The organism is Marinitenerispora sediminis (assembly GCF_003336425.1).
In the GTDB taxonomy this organism is placed as follows: domain Bacteria; phylum Actinomycetota; class Actinomycetes; order Streptosporangiales; family Streptosporangiaceae; genus Marinitenerispora; species Marinitenerispora sediminis.
The window spans coordinates 1-20,021 of record NZ_QEIO01000103.1 but is presented as its reverse complement, the minus strand read 5'-3'; the positions used below and the strand labels follow the sequence as shown (position 1 = coordinate 20,021).

Below are 20,021 nucleotides of genomic sequence, written 5' to 3'. Positions count from 1 at the left end.
CCCTCAACGCCGCGATCTGGCACAACTGGCTGATCGGAGCGCCGGTCAAACGCTCGCTCGTGGCTTACGACCATTGAGGAACCCCCATCAACGATCTAGCCCTGCTCGTCCACCGGGTAGACGACGCCCTGCCAGGTGTCCTCGATGTACTGCCGGACCTCGTCGCTGTGCAGCAGCTCGGCGAGCTGCGCGACGCCGGGGTCGTCCTCGTCCTCCGCGCGGACCACCAGGCCGTTGGCGTAGTTCTCGACGTAGTCCTCGGCGGAGTCGGGCTCCCAGGCGAGCACGTTGTCGTTCGCGGCGAGGTCGGCCTCGATCGCGTAGTTGCCGTTGACCACCGCGGCGTCGACGTCGCCGAGCGACCGCGGCAGCTGGGCGGCCTCCAGCGGGGTGACCGTGATGTCCTTCGGGTTGTCCTGGATGTCGTTCTCGGTGGCCAGCGCGCCGGCGTCGGGGTCCACCGTGAGCAGGCCCTCGGCCTCCAGGGTCCGCAGCGCCCGGTCCAGGTTCGCGGCGTCGTTGGGCACCGCGATCTCCGCGCCGTCGGGCAGGTCGTCCACGTTCTCGTACTCGCTGGAGTACAGCCCCAGCCGCTCGACGTGCACGTCGCTGACGTAGACGAGCTGGTCGTCGGGGTTGGCGTCCTGCCACTCGCCCAGGAAGGTGCGGTGCTGGAAGTAGTTCGCGTCCAGCTCCCCGGCCACCAGCTGCGGGTTGGGCTGGTTGTAGTCGGCGATCTCGACGATCTGCAGGTCGAGTCCGGCGTCGGCGGCCAGGTTCTCCTGGACGAAGCGCAGGATGTCGCCGTGCGGGACCGGGTTGACGCCGACCCGCAGCGTCGCCAGGTCGCCGTTGTCCGAATCGCCCTCCGCGGCGTTCTCGCTCGGGCTGCCGCAGGCCGCCAGGGAGGTCGCCAGGGTGGTGGCGCCGATGATGGCCCATATCTTGCGCACGTGTGTGCTCCTCACACTCGGTCGGGGCGCCGGTCGGGCGCGCCGGGGGAAGGGGATGCCTGGGAGAGGCGGGGGGTCAGCGGTGCGACAGCCGTCGTACGAGCACGTCGCCGAGGCTCTGCACCGCCTGCACCACGATGACCAGGAAGGCGACGGTGGCCCAGAGGTAGTAGTCGTCGAACCGCTGGTAGCCGTAGCGGATGGCGATGTCGCCGAGTCCGCCGCCGCCGATGGCACCGGCCATCGCGGAGTAGGAGATGAGGGCCACGACCGTCATCACCAGCCCGGCGATGAGCCCGGGCAGCGCCTCGGGCAGCAGCACCTTGCCGACGATGGTGATCCGGCGCGCCCCCATGGCGTGCGACGCCTCGATCACACCGCGGTCCACCTCGCGCAGCGCCGTCTCGACCAGCCGGGCGAAGAACGGGATCGCGCCGATGCTGAGCGGCACGATGGCGGCGGTCGGCCCCAGGGTGGTCCCGGTGAGCAGCCTGGTGAGGGACAGCACGGCGACCATCAGCACGATGAACGGCAGGGAGCGGCCGACGTTCACGACCGCGCCGAGCACCGCCTTGACGGCCGGCGCCGGGATCAGGCCGCCGCGGTCGGTGGCCACCAGCAGCACACCCAGCGGCAGGCCGAACAGGACGGTGAAGAGGGTCGCCCACAGCACCATGTACAGGGTGTCCAGGGTGCCCAGCCACAGCACCGGCCACATGTCGGGCCAGCGCTCGCCGAACTCGGTCAGCCACGCCATCAGCCGGCCACCTCCACGAGCAGGCCCTTGCCGTGCAGGTAGGTCAGGGCCGCCTCGCGGCGCTCGCCCTGGATCTGGACGTTGAGGCGGCCGACCGACTGGTCGGACACCTGCTCGACGGCGCCGCCGAGGATGTTGATGTCGACGTCGAAGCGCCGGGTGAGTTCGGACATGAGGGGTTCGTCGGGCTTCCCGGTGTAGGTGAGGGTGACGACGTCGGGAGCGTCGGTGGCCGGCAGCGGGAACAGCGAGCGGGCCAGCCGGGAGCCAGGGGCGGCGAGCAGGTCGAGCACCCGGCCGGACTCCAGGAAGGCGCCGTCGGCCATGATCGCGGCGGAGTCGCAGATCCGCTTGATGACGTCCATCTCGTGGGTGATCAGCAGGATGGTGAGTCCGAGTTCCCGGTTCAGCCGCCGCAGCAGGTCGAGGATCGACTCGGTGGTCTGCGGGTCCAGGGCCGAGGTGGCCTCGTCGGACAGCAGGACCTTGGGGCGCGAGGCGAGCGCCCGCGCGATGCCGACGCGCTGCTTCTGGCCGCCGGACAGCTGCGCGGGGTGCGCGCGGGCCTTGTCGGCGAGTCCGACGAGGTCCAGCAGCTCGCCCACGCGGGCGCGCCGCTCGGCCCGCGGCACCCCGGCGATCTCCAGCGGGAACGCGACGTTGCCGGCGACGGTCCGCGACGACAGCAGCGCGAAGTGCTGGTGCACCATGCCGATCCCGCGCCGCGCCGCGCGCAGCCGCGCGCCGCCGAGGGCGGTCAGCTCGGCGCCGTCGACGCTGACACGGCCCTCGGTGGGGCGCTCCAGCAGGTTGACGCACCGCAGCAGGGTGCTCTTGCCGGCCCCGCTCTGGCCGACCACACCGAAGATCTCGCCCTGCCGCACGTGCAGGTCGACACCATCGAGGGCCAGCACCTCGCGGCCCTTCAACCGGTAGACCTTGCGCAGGCCCACAGCCTCTATCACAGGATTCCTCGACGTTTCCTCAGCGCTCTGCAGCGGGGATCGGGCCGGACGGGGGTCCGCTCGACGACGCGGCGGGTCGGCGGGCGGCGAAGCGGAGGCCGGGACGGCCGGCGGCCGCGCGGATCGGGTCAGGGCCGACAGCGACAGCCCGCGGACCGGCGCCGCGCGGCGCTCGGCCGGGCGGGTCCGGGTCCCGCGGCGCACCGGGCGCCGCCGCTCAACAGGATCTCCACGCCTCTACACAACCATTTCCGACACGTTTCCCATGCGGTAAGACCAGGTAATCTTGACCACAAAATCTACTTTATCAGTAGGGAACTCGGAAAAGTTGGCTGGGGCGCCGCCGGGCGAGTCCCGGCGGCGAGTCACTCCCGGGTGCGGGCCGCCGCGGCGGCTCCCCCGGCACCGCGCCCCACGAGGTTGACCAGGAACGCCCCGACCAGGCCGACCATGATCACCAGGACCATGCCCAGGGCGCTGTCCTCGCCGGCCAGCCCGACCAGCGGGGAGGCGCTGGCCCCCACCAGAAACTGCACGGTGCCCAGCAGCGCCGAGGCGCTGCCGGCGTTGAGCGGGTAGCGCCCGAGCGCGAGCGACGTCGTGGTGGGCATGCTGAAGCTCAGGCTGCACATGATCGCGAACAGCAGGACGCAGGTCACCGCGAACGGCCACCCGGCCAGCGTGGCGGCCACCAGTCCGAGACTCGCCGCCGCGGAGACTGCGAGCGCCCCCATGAGCACCGCCCGTTCGGCCACCCGGCCGGCGAGATAGGCGTTGACCTGGCTGAACACCACCATCCCGACACCGTTCAGTCCGAACAGCAGGCTGAAGGTCTGCGCCGAGGTCCCGTAGACGTTCTGCGCCACGAAGGAGAAGCCCGAGACGTATCCGAACAGGCCGGCCGAGGCCAGCGCCTGGGTGAGCATCAGTGCCAGGAAGACCCGGTCGCGGAACAGCCGGACGAACACGCCGACCACCGCGAGCGGCCCGTCGGCGCGCCGCCGCTCGGGCGGCAGCGATTCGCGGAGCACGAACCACGCCACCGCGAACAGGCCCGCGCCGAGGATCGCCAGCGTCACGAAGATCCCCCGCCAGGACGTCACCAGCATGAGCTGGCCGCCGAAGACGGGGGCGAGGATCGGCGCCAGCCCGATGATGAGCATCAGCCGCGAGAACAGCCGGGTGGCGGCCGCTCCGGAGTACAGGTCGCGGGCCATCGCGCGCGAGACCACCATACCGGCCGCGCCGGCCACCCCCTGGAGGAAGCGCAGCCCGGTCAGCACCTCGGCGTTGGGCGCGGCCGCGCACAGCAGGGAGATCACCGTGTAGGCCGCGACGCCGACCAGCAGTGGGCGCCGCCGTCCCACGGCGTCGCTGAGCGGCCCGAGCACCAGCTGCCCCAGCGCCAGCCCCACCAGGCACGCGGTGAGGGTGAGCTGGACCTGGGCCGCGCCGGTCCCCAGGTCGCGGGCCAGCTCCGGGAAGGCCGGCAGGTACATGTCGATCGACAGCGGCCCGACCGCGGTCAGCGCACCGAGGCCGACCACCAGGACGGCGCCGGTGCGCGGGCCGCGCCCCGGTCCGCTCGATCCGCCCGTGCCGCTCACCGGGACCCTCCCGCCGTCCGCCGCCCCCAGGCATCCGAAGATCCCACGTCTGCTCCCCTCGCGCGCCGCCCCACTGGCCGCCCAACACCCTAAGCCCCCCGATGTGGGGTGATCCCCGGCCACATGCGGACGTTTGGCGACGTCATGACCGCACAGGGTCACGGAGGGCCGCCGCGGCGACGGCTGCACCGGCGCACAGGACGTCCGGCAGCCGCACGCCTCCGCCGAGCGCGCGCCCGCCCTGTGACGCGGATCATGGCCGGCCGCGCCGTTCCGGGCCGCGCCGCCGCGGTTTTCCGGCCGGGTCCTCGCCCGACGGAACGGGACGCGGGTGGCCGCGATGTTGGCAACATCGGCAAACTTTCCTAAAGTGCTCGAAGCTCGGGCACACCTGCAGCCGCCGTATCTCCCCCTCCGGTCGAGGCGAGCGAGTGCCGAGCGGCTCGATGTGACGAGCGATCCCGGCCCCGCGGTGGACGTGCCACCGTGCGGGGACGGCTGCGCCTACCGAGGAGCGACAGAGTGGAGTCCACCCGTTCGACCCGCGCCGCGGAGTACGCCGACTTCTGGGCACCTGATCCGCCGGCGTGGCGCTGGCGGGACGTGCTGCCCCGGCGCCCCGCCCCCGCGACCGGCCGCCGCGCCGGGACCGCCGCGCTGGTCGCCGTGCTGGCCGCCGCGAGCGTGTTCGCGCCCGCCCGGCCGGAACCGGCCGCGGCCGCTCCCGGTGCGCCCATGGCGCCCGGCGAGAGCCTGGACGACCTGCTGTCCCGTGCCGACGCGCTCGGCGACGAGTACAACGGCGAGCTGCGCGACATGGAGGCCGTGATCGCCGACGCCGAGAAGGCCGAGGAGCGCGCGCAGCGGACGCGGGAGGAAGTGGAGACCGCGCGGGACCAGGTGCAGCAGCTCGCCGTCGCCAGCTACCAGACCGGCGGCCTGGAGCCGGCGCTGACGCTGTTCGTCGAGGAGGACCCGCAGGACATCATCGACCGCGCGATGCTCGTGGACCACCTGGCCACCGCCAACCACGACCGCATCGAGCAGCTCCAGCAGGCGATCGCCCGGGACGAGAAGGCCCAGGAGAGCGCCCAAGAGAAGGTCGACCAGGTTCAGGCCGACCTCGACCAGCTGGAGGGGCAGCGCGAGGAGGTGCAGGCCCTCATCGCCGACTACCCGGTGCAGGAGATGGGCGGGCCGGACAGCCTCACCCCCCGCACCCGGCAGATGAAGGAGCTCATCATCGAGGAGTTCGGCGAGAACCGCTCCCAGGGCGGTGTCGGCTGCTACCGGCCGGACGGCGGCTGGGTGGTCGGGGAGCACCCCAAGGGCCGCGCCTGCGACTTCATGGTCAACCCCAACGGCCAGATGCCGTCCCAGGAGCAGATCGACCACGGCTACGCGATCGCGGAGTGGGCGCAGGAGAACGCCGAGCGCCTCGGGATCATGTACATCATCTACCGGCAGCAGATCTGGGACATCCGGCGCGGTGGCGAGGGGTGGCGCGACATGTCCGACCGCGGCAGCATCACCGAGAACCACTTCGACCACGTCCACATCTCGATGTTCTGAGCGCGCCGGGTCGCGGTCCCGCAACGATTCCGCCCTGCGGCCCGGGCCGGTTGTCCCCCGGCACCGCGCTCACTACGCTGCCCTCAGCCCGGACCGCGCCGTCCGCCCGGGGCCGCGTCCCCGGGCGGACGTCGGCGCTCCGGCACGGGCCGGCCGGCGCGGGGCGCCCGCGCGCACGCCCCACAGCACAGTCGCGGCACGAAACGATGACAATCCCGTATGTTCAGCCGCGTTTGCCGCCCTTTCGACTGCCCGGCGCTCATCCGCTCCGGCTAGGATTCCAGGACCGCGCTCCTCGATCGCGGGCCGGCCGGGGCGCCCCCAGACGCACTCCGCTGGCCGGCGACCGGCCATCGAGCGCAGCGCCGGGGCCTCGTGCCCGCCATCCGCGTGGCGAGCGATCCCACCGGGTTCACCGAACCCCGGGGAGCGCGGTCAGCGGCGCCCGCCGGAGCGTCCGAACGCCCCGGAGGCGAGCCGCCGACGGCGCGCGGACCGGCGGGAGGGCGAACGGGATGGAACCACAAGCGCGCCGACGCGCGTCGGACGACTGATCACAACGCAGCTGGCGCGAGGGGAGTCATGAGCGACAACGGACCCTACACACAGCCACCGCAATACCCGCAGGGCGGCGAGGGCAACCCGGGAGGGCAGCCGTCGCCTTACGGTGGCGGATACGGCCAACCGGGCCCGGGACAGGGCGCTCCCGGCGCCGGCCAGCCGCAGTACCCGAGCGGCCCCTACCAGAACCCCTACGGCGCCGAGTCCGGCACCGGGGGCCAGGCGCCGTACCAGACCCCCTACGGCGGGCAGCCCGCGGCGGGCGGCCCGCAGTTCCAGGCCCCCCAGGAGCAGCAGATGTTCCAGGGCGGGCAGCCGCCCTACGGCCCCGGCGGACCGGGCCCGGACATGTCGGGCTACCCGGCGGCGGCCCCCCGCAAGAGCAACGCCGGGCTGTGGATCGTGATCGCGGGCGGCGGCGTCATCCTGGTCCTCGTCATCGCGGTTGTCGTGATGCTGCTGCGCGGCGGCGGCGAGCCGGCCCCGCCGGCGGCCGGCACCGACGGCGGGCAGGGGGCGACCGACCAGAGCCAGGGCTCCGGGCAGGAGGAGGGGACCACCTCGGTGAACGGGGAACCGCCCTACACGCTGCCCGAGGACCCCTGCACGGCGCTCACCGAGGAGACGGTCAACGAGATCGGCCTGACCGATCCGAGCCAGAGCACGGACAGCTCGCGGGCCTACTGCTCGTGGTCGGTGGAGGGCGAGGACAACAGCTACGGCACGCTCACCGTCACCTACGAGTACCCCTACGGCGGCTCGGACTCCGTCGAGAGCGCCCAGGAGCTGTTCCAGAGCAACATCGAGTACAACTCCGACGAGGAGAGCGAGTTCACCGACCTCGAGGTGCACGAGAACCAGGAGCTCAACCTGGGCGACGAGTCGAGGCTGATCTTCGCCACCGACAAGACGGTCGGCAGCGAGTACTCGGTCGGCACGCTGCTCATCCGCGACGCCAACATCAACGTCACGGTCCAGTACCGGATGAGCCCGGACCTGCTGGAGGAGAACGCGCCGGCCCCGCTGGAGTTCTCCGACGTCGAGCAGCTGCTGCCCGACCTCGGCAAGCAGTCACTCAACATCGTGGGCTGACCCGGGCGGCCGCCTCCCTCCCCTCCGAGGCGCCCGGCCCGCGGCACGCAACGGGGGCGTACGGATGTCCGTACGCCCCCGTCCCGCGTCCGGGGCCGGCGGGGTCAGGGCCGGCCGCCGCGGCTAGCCGGCCGCCGCCAGCTCCGCCCGGATGCGCCGGGCCGCCGCCACCAGGTTGCGCAGCGCCGGCTCCACCTCCGCGTAACCGCGGGTCTTCAGGCCGCAGTCCGGGTTCACCCAGAGCCGCTCGGGCGGGACCGCCCGCAGCGCGGCGCGCAGCGCGGCCTCGATCTCCTCCACCGAGGGCACCCGCGGCGCGTGGATGTCGTAGACGCCGGGCCCGATGCCGCGCGCGTAGCCGGCGGCGGCGAGGTCGTCCACCAGCTCCATGCGGGAGCGCGCCGCCTCCACGCTGGTGACGTCGGCGTCCAGCGCCTCGATCGCGCCCACGATGTCGCCGAACTCCGAGTAGCACATGTGCGAGTGGATCCGCGTGCTCGGGGCGACTCCGGAGGTGGCCAGCCGGAACGCTCCGACGGCCCAGGCGAGGTACGCGGCGCGCCGGTCCGCGCGCAGGGGCAGCAGTTCCCGCAGTGCGGCCTCGTCCACCTGGATGTGCCGGATGCCGGCCCGCTCCAGGTCGGCGATCTCGTCGCGCAGCGCCAGCGCCACCTGGCGCGCGGTGTCGGCGAGCGGCTGGTCGTCGCGGACGAACGACCAGGCGAGCATGGTGACCGGGCCGGTGAGCATGCCCTTGACCGGCTTGGCGGTCCGGGACTGGGCGTAGGTGATCCAGCCCACGGTCATGGGCGCGGGCCGGTGGACGTCGCCGTAGAGGATCGGCGGCCGGACGCAGCGGGAGCCGTAGGACTGCACCCAGCCGGCCTGGGTGGTGGCGTAGCCGTCGAGCTGCTCGGCGAAGTACTGCACCATGTCGTTGCGCTCGGGCTCGCCGTGCACCAGGACGTCGAGGCCGATGTCCTCCTGGAGCGCGATGACCCGGTCGATCTCGGCGCGCATGCGCCGCTCGTACTCGGCGCGGTCGATCCGGCCGGCGCGCAGGTCCGCCCGGGCGCCGCGCACCTCGCCGGTCTGCGGGAACGAGCCGATCGTGGTGGTGGGCAGCGGCGGCAGGGCGGACTCCGCCTCCGCACCGCCCGCCCTCCGCCGGACCGGGTCCGGGCCGAGCGCGTCCAGGCGGGCGCGGACCCGCTGGTCGCGGAAGGCCGCGGGGGTGCGCTCCGCCGCGGCCGTGCGGGCGCGCTCCAGCTCCGCCTCGACCGCGGCGTCGCCGCCGGCGAGCGCCCGGCCGAGCAGCACGACCTCGTCGACCTTCTGCCGGGCGAAGGCGAGGCGCTCGCGGAGCAGCGGGTCCAGGCCGGTCTCGGCGTCGAGGTCGATCGGGACGTGCAGCAGCGAGCACGAGGTGCCCACCACGATCTCGTCGGCCAGTCCGAGCAGCGAGCTGAGGGCCGACAGCGCGGCCGGGACGTCGGACCGCCACACGTTGCGGCCGTCCACCACGCCGGCGACGAGCGTCTTGCCGGGCAGGCCCAGGACGCGGGCCACGTCGGAGACCGACTCCGGACCGCTCACCAGGTCCAGCCCGACGCCCTCGATCCGGCTGTTCCGCAGGATCTCCAGCGCCTGGTGCCCGATGGGGCCGAAGTAGGTGGAGACGAGCAGCCGCGGCCGCTCGGCGAGACCGCCGAGGACCTCGACCGCGCGGCGCAGCGCCTCGGGCTCCGCCCGGCCGGCGTCGGTCGCCAGGATCGGCTCGTCCAGCTGGACCCACTGCGCGCCCGCGCGGGCGAGCGCGCCGAGCAGCTCCGCGTAGCAGGCCAGCAGTTCGTCCAGCAGCTCCAGCGGCCGCCAGCCCTCGGGGGCGCCGGCGGCGGGTTTGGCGAGCATCAGGAAGGTGAGCGGGCCGAGCAGGACGGGCCGCGTCTCGATGCCAAGCCCTCGGGCCTGGGTGTACTCGGAGAGCGGTTTGCCGCCGGCCAGGCGCGGCCGGGTGCCGGGGCCGAGTTCGGGGACCAGGTAGTGGTAGTTGGTGTCGAACCACTTCGTCATCTCCAGCGGCGGGGCGTCGGCCGCGCCCCGGGCCATGGCGAAGTAGCGCCGCAGTTCGGCGTCGCGGTCCCGCCGGCCGGCCGCGACGCCGGCGAAGCGCGGCGGGACGGCGTCGAAGAGCACGGCGGTGTCCAGCACGTGGTCGTAGTAGGAGAACGTGTTGGACGGGATGTGCGCGACACCCGCGTCGCGCAGCGTCTCCCAGACGCCGCGGCGCAGGCGTGCGCCGACGCCGACCGGCCCAGTAGTCCTCGCAGGCACGCTTGAGCTCCCGGTCGGGGCCGATACGCGGGTAGCCGTGGACGGTCGTCGTCACCGGGCGCCACCGCCCCGGTGGGCGCGGATCGCTGGCATAGCTTCTCTCTCCCTCGTCGAACAAGCCGGGGTCCGGGTGGGAGAGGGCGGCCGAGGACGGCGTGGCCGGACGTGCCGCGGACCCCGCCGTCGCCCGGACCCTCCCTCGGGGTCCCGGACCACCGCGGACGCCGGGTGGGTCCGCGGGCGGTGGCAGGTCTTCGGACTCGTGGGCGCGGCGGGACGGCGTCGCCGTCCCGTCTCCTACCGGCCGTCGCTTCCCGGGCGCCCTGGGGGCGTCCAGTGCTGTTGACGGCTTTCGTTCCCACTCACCGCTGCGGGGCAGTCCCGGATTCGCACCGGGTTCCCTCTTACGACACATGCCGCATCTCGCGACACATGAACCAACCGCAAGTGGGAGTATAGGACCGGCCTGTCGCGGGTGGCCGGGCCGTCGGGCCGAGCCCTCGCGGGGATTCCCGGGCTCACCGGGCGCCGCAGCGGTGCCCGGTGACCGGGCGCGGTCGTTCCGGAGTCGGACCGGAGACCGCCGGAGCAGCCGGAGATCACGGAGCACAGGGCAGTCGTGCGCCCCATGATGTCCGATTCCTGGGGAGTGAGACCGATCCGACGGATTGTCACCTGTGTGACGACTCTTGAGCGCCTTATTACCCGATGGAGTGGGCTCGTGACTGTTTGCAACCTAACCTCATTCGAGGGTGGTTGTGGCGATTGCGTCTCGTTTGCCGGTCCGACCGAACCGGCCCCGCCGCCTCCCGCGACAAACAGGTGGAAACCAGCACAGACATCAACGAGCGCGAAAGACGTCCCGTCCCTTGAGAGACCCTGGTGAGATCGAAATGTCATCCCGCAGACCCGCCGCTCCCGGCTCCGCCGGCCCGGGTCTTCCGCTCGGCGGAAGACTCGCGGCCGCCGCGGTCGCGGCCGTCCTGCTGGCCGCCGGCTGCTCGGCGGGGGGCGACCGGGCCGAACACGCCTCCGGGGAGCAGGAGGACACCCGCCCGAGACCGGAGGGTGAACCGGACGAGCTGACCGAGGTCGACCCCGCGGTGGTGCTCGACCTCGGTGAGGAGCGGACCGCGAAGGACGACCGGGTCCGCGTCGAGGTGAGCTATCCCACGGTGCCCAACGCCGACCCGTTCAACGAGCGGCTCGGCGAGATCACCGGGCAGGAGGTCGACGACTTCGCGGCCGCCAACCCCGGCGCCCGCAGCATCTCGATCTCCGGCGCACTCACCGCCGCGGCCGACGACGTGGTCGGCGTCCGGTTCACCCAGGAGGAGAAGGACTCCGAGGACCCGCGCACCGGTTACGCGACGTTCTGGTACGACGCGCTGAGCGGCCGTACCGCCTTCTCCACCGAGCTGCTGGCGGGCCACGAGCAGCTGGTCGCGCTGAACGGCCTCGTGCGCGACGCCCTCAAGGGCCGCGACGAGGTGGCGGGCGCCGCCATCCAGCCGGTCCTGCGGGTCTACGACTCCATGGGCTTCAACCCCGACGGCGACCTCGTCGTGGAGTTCGACGCGGGCCAGGTCGCGCCCGCCGCGGCCGGCCGGATCGCCGCCGTGGTGCCGCGGGAGCAGGCCGACCCCCTGCTCTCCGAGTTCGGCCGCCGGGCACGCGCCGCCGCCACCGTCGTCGACTCCGGCTTCACGCTCGGCGCTCCGCCGGCGCCCGAGGACATCCCGGCACCGGAGGCGGTGCCGGGCGTCTTCCCGGTCACTGACGACTCGGTCGACTGCTCCGCGCCCGAAGCCAAGTGCATCGCCCTCACCTTCGACGACGGCCCTGGCGGGCGCACCGCCGAACTGCTCGACGTGCTGCGCGACAACGAGGTCCGCGCGACGTTCTTCCTCACCGGGGGCCCGATCCGCGAGTACGCGCCGCTGGTGCGCCGCGAGTACGCCGAGGGCCACGAACTGGCCAACCACACCGTCACCCACCCCGACCTCGCCGGGACGTCCCCGGACCGGATCGCCCAGGAACTGCGCACGGTCAACGCGCTGATCCGACGCGAGACCGGCTACCAGCCCGACCTGATGCGCCCGCCGTATGGCTCCACCAACGACGGGGTCCGCGCGATCAGCGGCGAACACGGCCTCGCCGAGATCCTGTGGAGCGTCGACACCAACGACTGGCGCGACCGCAACGCCCGGATCGTGGCGGACCGGGCGGTGAAGCACGCCCGGCCCGGGTCCATCATCCTCATGCACGACATCCACTCCACGACCATCGACGCGGTCCCCGACATCATCCGGCGGCTCCGGGAGAAGGGCTACACCCTCGTCACCGTGAGCCAGCTGCTGGGCGGTACCGAGCCCGGGCAGAGCTACCGGCACGCCCACCCGGAGGAGCCCGCGGCCGACCCGAGCGCGGCACCGTCGCCGTCGGCCTCCGAGTCCGCCGGCGACTGAGCCGACGGCGCGCCGGCCGTGTGGCGAAGACGACCGCGACGAGGGGCGGTCCCGATTCGGGGCCGTCCCCCGATCACGCGTAGGGTGTGACCTCGTGGGTGGGAGTTCTGACGTGGCCGGTTGGCGGGCGTCCCGGTCGCGGCGGGCCCTGGCGCTGATGGGTGTCACCGGCACTGGAGCGACGGGCGTCGCCCGGCTGCTGGCGCGGGCGCTGGCCGCCGCCTACCTGGAGGACGCGACGGACCCCGCGAGCGCCGACCGCGCGGCGCGGATCCGCCGGATCTCCGGCTGGCTCGCCGAGCAGCGGGCCGGCGACGTGCCCGTGGTCCTGGTCTGCCCCGCGCTCGGCCGCGAGCAGCGCGACATCCTGCGGGACGGCGATCCGGGGCTGTACGTGGTGCACCTGTCGGCCGGCCGCGAGGTGCTGGCCCGCCGGATCCGGGAGCGGCCCGAGACCCGGCGCGCCGCCAGGCTCCTGGAGGCGCAGCTCGCCCGGCTGGAGCCGCTGCACGACGACGAGGCCGGGGTGGTGATCGACGCGTCGGCGTCCCCCGCTGAGCTGCTGCGACGCATCCTCGTGATGGTGGCGTCGCCGACGCGGGTACCCTCCGTTCGGAACCCCAACCATCCAGCGGTGTCCTGAGTTGGCCCGCTTACCCCGCCTTGGGGCGGGAACGCGTCGAATGCCGACACGATCGACCTCCGCCGACGGCGCCCCCGGCGACACGGCTCACGGATTGCGAAGGGACGGGCCGATGTCCGTTGCGTACGCTCGCGACTACGCCTGGCTGCAGGAGACGCAGCCGGACCTGGCCGAAGCCTACTGTCTGTCCTACGTCCGAGGACTGAGCAGGAACGAGGCGCTGCGGCGCCTCGGAGCCAACGAGCGCGACATGCGCTGCCTTCCCATCGCCGAGGCGGTCGAGGCCGACCTCTGCTCGGAGAGCACTCCCCCGTGCACCGCGCACGCGCTGAGCGTGGGCGGCTGGTCGGTCGTGGTCGAGCCGACCGGCTGCCGCGCGGCGCACCCGGAGGTGTACCGCATGCTGTCCGCCGAGACCGAGGTGGTCTCCGTGCGGGTCGTGATGGAGCACCGCTACGAGTTCCGCTGGGTGATCGACGGCGTCCTGCAGACCTTCTTCGACGCCCGCTCCCCCGAAACGCGCCGCGGAACCCGCCCGGACGCGCTCGTGGACCACCTGAGCGCCGTCGGACTGCTGCCCCCGGCTTCCGAGACCGCAGGCGCACCGGAACCGGGAGCGGCCGTCCTGGCGGTCGCCGACCGCGTCACGGGCGTCCGCGTCCGGCCGGCGCACCTGGCCGGCCCGCTCCTCGGGGCCGAACTCGACCGGGCGCTGCCGCTCCCCCTGCGCTGAGGGCCGCGCGTCCCCGCCCGGGGCGGTGACCGGCGCCCCACCCTGACGGCGACCGTGCTGGGCGCCGGATCGCGGTGCGCCTCCTGCGGTCACTCCCTGTCCGGTGGTCGCTGGCCGGGGGCCACCCGCCCGTTGGCGCCGCCGCACGGGCGGGACGGCGACCGCGCCTGCCCCCGGCCGGAAGGTCGAGGGGCGCGGCCGGTCGCGGGCGCGACATGGTCGCGGCCGCCACGGGGGGAGCGGGCCCAGCGCCGGCCCAGGCGTGTCGTTCGCAAGGGGTCGGTGGCGCGGCTCGCCGGGGTCTGGCCGCTGGTTCTTGGGGTCGGTTGTGCTCGTACCGGCCGTGCCGGCCCAGCCAGTCGGGGAACGCTGCCTGGCGTGCGGTTTCCGAGCTGCCGGGCCGCCGGTGGGCCCAGGCGTCCCTCATCGGACGCCGGTGGACGCGTCCCACCCCGCCGGAAGCCCGGGGCGCGGTGGGGTCCAGCCAGGGTGCTGCCCACGTCACGGCAGGGCTGCCGCCAGGTGTTCTCGCCGTGGGCCCGAGCGCGGCCGGTGAGCACGTGTGCGATGGCCGCGCCGCGTGCGGCGAACCGGGCCCCGGCCCGCGGCGCGGGACCGGCTGCCCCGGTGGCGGGGGCACGGGCGGCCGCCGTCCGTGCCGCGCGGTGCGCGGCGGCACCCTGTCCGCGTGTCGGCGGGCCGTCCGCTCCCGGGCCGAGCGCGGTGCGGCTCCCCGGTCGCGACATGCGGGACGGCTGCGGCGCGCGCCAGACGGGCCGCGCACGCCGCGGTCCGCGCGTGCCGGTGCGGCCGGGGACGAGCGGCCCGTACGGGCGCGACCGCGAGGGGCGGCGGTCAGGGGGCGGCCTGCCGCCCGCGGTGGTCCCCGCGCCACCCGAGCGGACCGCCGGGCTCCGGCCGGCTATGCGCCCGGCCGCCAGCCGTCCGCCGCCGAGAGCACCACGTCGACGAGCCGGTCCGCCGCGTCGGGCCTGCCGTGGGCGCGGGCGCGCTCGGCCATGGCCGCACGCCGGCCGGGGTCCGCCAGCAGCGGGCCCACCGCGGCGCGCAGGATGTCCGGGGTCACCTCCGGGAGTGCGACGGCGGCCCCGGCGTCCTGCAGGTGGCGGGCGTTGTGCGCCTGTTCGTTCCCGGCCGACGACGCGAGCGGGATCAGGACCGCGGCCTTGCCCAGCGCGGTCAGTTCGGCGATGGTCCCGGCACCGCTGCGGGAGACGACCACGTCGGCCAGCGCCAGCACGTCGGGCAGTTCGGCCCCGACGAACCCGGTGACGTGGTAGCGCGCCGCGCGAGGCCCCGGCAGGGTCGCCGCGTGCTCGCGCAGCGCGGCCACGTGCGCCTCCCCGCACTGGTGGACGACGTTGGCGCGCTCCAGCAGCCACGGCAGGACCGCCCGGACCGCCTCGTTGATCTGCACCGCGCCCTGTGCGCCGCCGGTGACGTAGACGGTGGGCAGCGCCGGGTCGTGTCCGCGGAAACCGAGGGCGGCGACGGCCCTCTCCGGCCGGCCCGCCAGGACCTCGGCCCGTACCGGGTTACCGGTCACCACCGCCGTCTCGCGGGCGGACTCCGGCAGCAGCGGCACCGTGGACTCCGAGGAGACCGCGACCCGCGCCGCGGCCCGCGCCAGCACGCGGTTGGCCAGGCCGAGCCGGACCGTCTGCTCGTGGACCACCAGCGGACGGCCGCACAGCCATGCGGCCAGCCCGACCGGGACAGCGACGTAGCCGCCCGTCGCCAGCACCACGTCCGGCGTGAAGTCGGACACGAGCTCGCGCGCCTGGAGCACGCCGCGCGGGACGTTGGTCATGTCGCGCACGTTCTCCGGCGAGAGCATCCTGATGGGGTTGCGGGCGCGCCGGATCTTCCCGGTCGCGACCGGGGCGAACGCGATCCCCTCACCGGCGGCGACGCGGGACTCCAGACTTCCGGCCGCACCCACCCACAGCACGTCGAGCGCCCACCCGCGCGCGTCGAGCCGCGCCCACAGCTTCCGTACGGCGGTGAGGGCGGGGTAGGTGTGGCCGCCGGTCCCTCCCCCGGTCACGATCAGGCGGAAGGCCCGCTCGGCCGGGACATGGTCGACGTCGTTCACAGGTTTCCCATCAGCGAGAGACGATCTTCCCGCGGCGATGCTAGACGGTCCAGTACGGCGTAGTGGCCAATTTCGCCACAAATACCCCAGCTCTCCCCGGAGTCCCGGGGCATATCGCCCTCCGCCTCCCGCCGCGCCCGGCGGCCGTGAGTCGCGGCCGGTACGGCGGGACGGCCGGGGTGTCAGGAAGCGGCGCGGTCCTGCGCGGCCAGGTCGCTGCCCACCGCGTCGGTGACGGAGCGGTAGCCGGCGGCGCGGACGAGGCGGGCGAGGCCCCGGTGCATCCGCCGCGGCCAGAGCGGACCGTTGTAGACGAGCCCGGTGTAGCCCTGCACGAGCGTCGCGCCGGCGCGGATGCGCGCCCACGCGTCCTCGGGCGTCTCGACGCCGCCGACCGCGACCAGCACGAGGCGGTCGCCGACCCGCGCGCGCAGCCGGGTGAGCACCTCCAGGGAGCGGTCCTTCAGCGGCGCGCCGGACAGTCCGCCGGCGCCCGCCGCGGCCACCTCGTCGGCGGGCGTGGCCAGCCCCTCGCGGGCGATGGTGGTGTTGGTTGCGATGATGCCGTGCAGGCCCAACTCAAGCGCGAGGTCGGCGACGGCGTCGACGTCGGAGTCGGCCAGGTCCGGGGCGATCTTCACCAGCAGCGGCAGCTCCGGGCGGCCAGCCTCGTCCAGGGCCGCGCGCACGGCGCTCAGCAGCGGGCGCAGGTGGCCGACGGCCTGGAGGTCGCGCAGACCGGGGGTGTTCGGCGAGCTGACGTTGACCGCGACGTAGTCGGCGACGTCGGCGAAGCGGCGGGCACTCGTGACGTAGTCCTCGACCGCGCGCTCCTCCCGTACCGCCTTCGTCTTGCCGATGTTGGCGCCGACGACCACGCGCGGGCCGGGCCGCCGCCGGCGCGCACGCGCGCGCAGCCGCTCGGCCACGGCGGCGGAGCCCTCGTTGTTGAAGCCCATGCGGTTGACGATGGCGCGGTCGGCGGTCAGCCGGAACAGCCGCGGCCGGGGGTTGCCCGGCTGCGCCTCGGCGGTGACGGTGCCGATCTCGACGTGGCCGAACCCCAGGGCCGCGAGGCCGTCCACGAGGCGCGCGTCCTTGTCGAAGCCGGCGGCCATGCCGAGCGGTCCCGCGAACTCGCGGCCGAGCGCGCGCACCCGCAGCTCCGGCTCCCGCGCACCGAGCAGCCGGGCCATGGCCGCGGGAACGCCCGGGAGCGCGGCGGCTCCGCGCAGCGCGGCGGCGCTCAGGCCGTGGATCCGCTCCGCGTCGGTGTGCCGCAGGACGGCGTGGAACAGCATCTGGTACACGACGGGGCCCGTCATCCCGGTCATCCTTCCGTCCCGCGCTCGCGCTCGGCCAGGAAGCGCTCAAGCTCGGCGCCGAGTTCCTCGGCGGTGGGCAGGGCCGACTCGTCAGAGGCCAGCAGGGGGTCGCCGCCGTCCGCCTCGCCGTGCGAGGCCATGAACTCGTCGTACTGCTGCTCCAGGTTGCGCACGACCCGCTGCACCTCCTCGGAGGCCGCCACCTGCTGCTCGATCTCGGCGTCGGTGGCCTGCGCCGCCTCCTCCAGCGGGGCGGTGGGCAGGGAGAGACCGGTCGCGCCGGAGACGAACTCCAGCGCGGTCATGGCGGCACGCGGGTACTCCGACTGGGCGAGGTAGCTGGGCACGTGCACGGCGAAGCCGATGAAGTCGTGTCCGGCCTGGCCGAGCCGGTACTCCAGCAGGTTCACCGCGCTGCCGGGAACCTGGAGGTTCCCGGTCCACGGGGTGTGGCCGGAGACGAGGTCGGGGCTGGTCGCGTGGGCGGTGACCGTGGCGGGACGGGTGTGCGGGACCGCCATGGGAATGCCGTGGAAGGCGACCGTGAGGCTCACCGAGAACCGCTCCACCAGCTGGCGCACCGCGGCGGCGAACAGCTCCCACTCGCGGTCCGGCTCCAGGCCGGTGAGCAGGAGGTAGGGGGTGTCCTCGGCGTCGTGCGCGAGGCTCAGTGTCAGGCCGGGGGCGGCGTAGTCGGTCCAGCGGTTGCCGTCGAACGTCATGACCGGGCGCCGGGACCGGTAGTCCAGGAGCCGGTCGATGTCGAACACGGCGACCTCGGTCGGGTCGGCACCGGCGAGGAGGCTCTGGACCGCCTGTCGACCCGCGGCGCCGGCGTCGATGTACCCGTCCAGGTTGACCAGCAGGACGGCCCCGGAGATCTCCGGGACATCGGGGCGCAACTCGTAGAGATCTGCGGGATCTCGCACCTGGACGGCTCTCCATTCTCACGCGGAGCGATCTCGGGGGAGGATCGCCGGCCGGGGGAGGCTCGGCGTCCGCGGACGCGGCGGGGTGCCCGCCTCGCCCGGATTTCGCCCTCCAGGATACCGACCTGCGCCGACCCGACCGAAAAGCCGAGGCCGGATGCCGGGACCGGCCGGGCCGGCGCCGTCCGCCCGCTGCGCTCCGCCCGCTGCGCGCCTTCGCTCGGCATCCGCCGCCCCGCGGCGGCCCCGGCCGCGGTCAGCCGGTGCGCAGGACGCGCAGGGTACGCAGTCTGTTGAGGGCCGCCGCGATCTCGAAGCGGCGGGGCAGCGCGTAGTCGCCGGCGTGGCCGCGGCCGATGGCGGTGACGCCGGACTCCGCCACCCGGGCGTCCAGGGCGTCGAGGGCCTCGGCCAGGGTGCGCCGGCCGTCGAGCAGGCCCTCCTCGGCGAGCGTCCGCAGCGCGAGGCCGACTCCGATGACCTGGCTGGGGTCCACGAGCTGCACCAGACCGCGCACGTCGATGTCGGAGGCGCCGAACGTGAGCACGTCCATGTCGCGGCGCTTGATGCGGGCGCGGCCGCGGTCCGTGGCATCGACCGACCGCGGATCGACCACCCGCGGCGCGGGCATCCGGAACGCGGCGTCGGTACGGGGCGCGGCGAGCCGCCGGGCGCGCTCGGTGACGTCGTGCGGCCGGTACTCGTCGAGCATGACGACCTGGTCGGCGACGTCGAAATAGTCCCCGCTGCCGCCCATGACCAGGACCGTGGAGACCCCGAACCGCCGGTGCAGGGGGCGCACCAGGTCGACGAAGGGCGTGAGCGGTTCGCGGTCGCCGTGCACGAGGGCCTGCATGCGGGCGTCGCGGATCATCAGGTTGGTGGCCGTGGTGTCCTCGTCGACCAGGAGCGTGCCGGCGCCCGCCTCCAGCGCCTCGGCGATGTTCGCGGCCTGCGACGTGGACCCGGAGGCGTTGTCCGTGCGGAAGTCGGCGGTGTCGGCGCCGGTGGGCAGGTTGCGGACGAACGCGCTGACGTCGGTCCGCTCGACCCGGCGCCCCTCCTCGGCCCGGATCTTCACGGCGTCGGCGCGGGTGGCGACGAGCTCCCGGCCGTCGCCCGGCACGTGGTCGTAGACGCCGCGCTCCAGCGCGTGCAGCAGGGTGGACTTGCCGTGGAAGCCGCCGCCGACGATGAGCGTGATGCCCTCGGGAACGCCGAGACCGCTGACCTCGCCGCGGTGCGGCAGCTTCACCGTGACGCGCAGGCTCTCCGGGGAGCGGAACGCGACGGCGTCGCCGGTCATGGGGAGGTCGCTGACGCCGCTGCGGCGCGGCAGCACGGAGGAGTCGGCGACGAAGGCGACCAGGCCCAGACCGGCGAGCTGGTCGCGCAGCGCGGCGGTGTCCTCGACGGTGTCGGCGAAGGCGGTGGCCTCGGCGGTGTCCAGGGCCGGCCAGGGCAGCGCGGCCACGAGGTCGGGCAGCCGCCCGCACAGCTCGTGCTCGGCGGCCCGGGCGTCGATCCGGCGACCGTGGCCGGGCAGGTCGATGCCCAGCCGCAGCTCGACCGCGCCGTCGCTGATCCGGCACGCGGCGCGCTCGATGACCTCCTGTCCGCCGGCGTCGATGCGCAGCCGCGAGCCGCGCAGCTCCCGCTGGGCGCGCCGCGCGAGGTAGTCGGCGGTGGCGCGGCGCCGGACCGGGGCGCGCCAGGCGTGCTCGGGCAGCCCGGCGACCCGCGCGGGGACGCGCACCTCGACGCGCGACGGCGGCGCGAAGGGGTCGGCCTGCACCCGCCGCACCGTGAGCGTGAAGTCGCCGAAGTCCCAGTCCCCCGTCAGCGCCTTGTACCGGCCGTAGGAGGCGCCCGCCATGCGGCGCAGCTCCTCGGCGAGCCGCTCCGCGTCACGGCGCCCGGTGATCTCGGGCCGCTCCCGCCAGCGCCCGTGACCGGACCCCCCGCC

The 20,021-nt window shown here is 74.3% G+C and carries 13 protein-coding genes, 1 pseudogene and 1 riboswitch; of the genes and pseudogenes, 5 read left to right on the top strand and 9 right to left on the bottom strand.

The window, feature by feature from the left end:
- Positions 1-95: 95 nt before the first annotated feature.
- The 4 genes from DEF28_RS18700 to DEF28_RS18685 all read right to left on the bottom strand — a co-directional run bounded on the left by DEF28_RS18700 (position 96) and on the right by DEF28_RS18685 (position 4,282).
- Positions 96-953: a MetQ/NlpA family ABC transporter substrate-binding protein gene (locus tag DEF28_RS18700; RefSeq protein ID WP_114398911.1), complete on the bottom strand. Its 858-nt coding sequence runs from the start codon at positions 951-953 to the stop codon at positions 96-98.
- 76 nt (positions 954-1,029) lie between these two features.
- Complete coding sequence (locus DEF28_RS18695; RefSeq protein WP_114398910.1) at positions 1,030-1,710, bottom strand: methionine ABC transporter permease; 681 nt, start codon at positions 1,708-1,710, stop codon at positions 1,030-1,032.
- Positions 1,710-2,663: a methionine ABC transporter ATP-binding protein gene (locus tag DEF28_RS18690; RefSeq protein ID WP_114398909.1), complete on the bottom strand. Its 954-nt coding sequence runs from the start codon at positions 2,661-2,663 to the stop codon at positions 1,710-1,712. The genes DEF28_RS18695 and DEF28_RS18690 overlap by 1 nt, the downstream gene beginning before the upstream one ends.
- A gap of 377 nt (positions 2,664-3,040) precedes the next feature.
- A complete protein-coding gene (locus DEF28_RS18685) occupies positions 3,041-4,282 on the bottom strand; it encodes a multidrug effflux MFS transporter (protein ID WP_158562874.1) in 1,242 nt (413 codons plus the stop codon).
- 522 nt (positions 4,283-4,804) lie between these two features.
- Between DEF28_RS18685 and DEF28_RS18680 the strand changes: the two genes are divergently transcribed.
- Both DEF28_RS18680 and DEF28_RS18675 read left to right on the top strand, forming a co-directional pair.
- The gene (locus DEF28_RS18680) at positions 4,805-5,854 is read left to right on the top strand and encodes a coiled-coil domain-containing protein (protein WP_114398907.1); all 1,050 of its coding nucleotides are present in this window, start codon (positions 4,805-4,807) and stop codon (positions 5,852-5,854) included.
- A gap of 582 nt (positions 5,855-6,436) precedes the next feature.
- A complete protein-coding gene (locus DEF28_RS18675) occupies positions 6,437-7,507 on the top strand; it encodes a DUF3558 family protein (protein ID WP_114398906.1) in 1,071 nt (356 codons plus the stop codon).
- A 123-nt stretch (positions 7,508-7,630) separates the two neighbouring features.
- Here the strand turns inward: DEF28_RS18675 and metE are convergent.
- Positions 7,631-9,896 (bottom strand): annotated as a pseudogene (gene metE / locus DEF28_RS18670) (5-methyltetrahydropteroyltriglutamate--homocysteine S-methyltransferase).
- A gap of 173 nt (positions 9,897-10,069) precedes the next feature.
- Positions 10,070-10,299: riboswitch (cobalamin riboswitch) on the bottom strand.
- A 435-nt stretch (positions 10,300-10,734) separates the two neighbouring features.
- Here metE and DEF28_RS18665 point away from each other — a divergent pair.
- The 3 genes from DEF28_RS18665 to DEF28_RS18655 all read left to right on the top strand — a co-directional run bounded on the left by DEF28_RS18665 (position 10,735) and on the right by DEF28_RS18655 (position 13,685).
- A complete protein-coding gene (locus tag DEF28_RS18665; protein WP_114398904.1) occupies positions 10,735-12,309 on the top strand; it encodes a polysaccharide deacetylase family protein in 1,575 nt (524 codons plus the stop codon).
- A 112-nt stretch (positions 12,310-12,421) separates the two neighbouring features.
- Complete coding sequence (locus DEF28_RS18660; protein ID WP_114398903.1) at positions 12,422-12,952, top strand: gluconokinase; 531 nt, start codon at positions 12,422-12,424, stop codon at positions 12,950-12,952.
- Positions 12,953-13,064: 112 nt separating this feature from the next.
- On the top strand, positions 13,065-13,685 hold the full coding sequence (locus DEF28_RS18655) for a DUF6461 domain-containing protein (RefSeq protein WP_114398902.1): 621 nt from the start codon (positions 13,065-13,067) through the stop codon (positions 13,683-13,685).
- A gap of 922 nt (positions 13,686-14,607) precedes the next feature.
- Here DEF28_RS18655 and DEF28_RS18650 read toward each other — a convergent pair.
- The 4 genes from DEF28_RS18650 to DEF28_RS18635 all read right to left on the bottom strand — a co-directional run.
- Positions 14,608-15,801, bottom strand: a complete 1,194-nt coding sequence (locus DEF28_RS18650; RefSeq protein WP_114398901.1) for a UDP-N-acetylglucosamine--N-acetylmuramyl-(pentapeptide) pyrophosphoryl-undecaprenol N-acetylglucosamine transferase — start codon at positions 15,799-15,801, stop codon at positions 14,608-14,610.
- A 182-nt stretch (positions 15,802-15,983) separates the two neighbouring features.
- Positions 15,984-17,126: a quinone-dependent dihydroorotate dehydrogenase gene (locus DEF28_RS18645; RefSeq protein ID WP_114398900.1), complete on the bottom strand. Its 1,143-nt coding sequence runs from the start codon at positions 17,124-17,126 to the stop codon at positions 15,984-15,986.
- Positions 17,127-17,131: 5 nt separating this feature from the next.
- Positions 17,132-18,055, bottom strand: a complete 924-nt coding sequence (locus DEF28_RS18640) for a proteasome assembly chaperone family protein (protein WP_114398899.1) — start codon at positions 18,053-18,055, stop codon at positions 17,132-17,134.
- A 256-nt stretch (positions 18,056-18,311) separates the two neighbouring features.
- The coding region (locus DEF28_RS18635; RefSeq protein ID WP_114446183.1) for an ABC-ATPase domain-containing protein at positions 18,312-20,021 on the bottom strand (1,710 nt) is incomplete at its 5' end.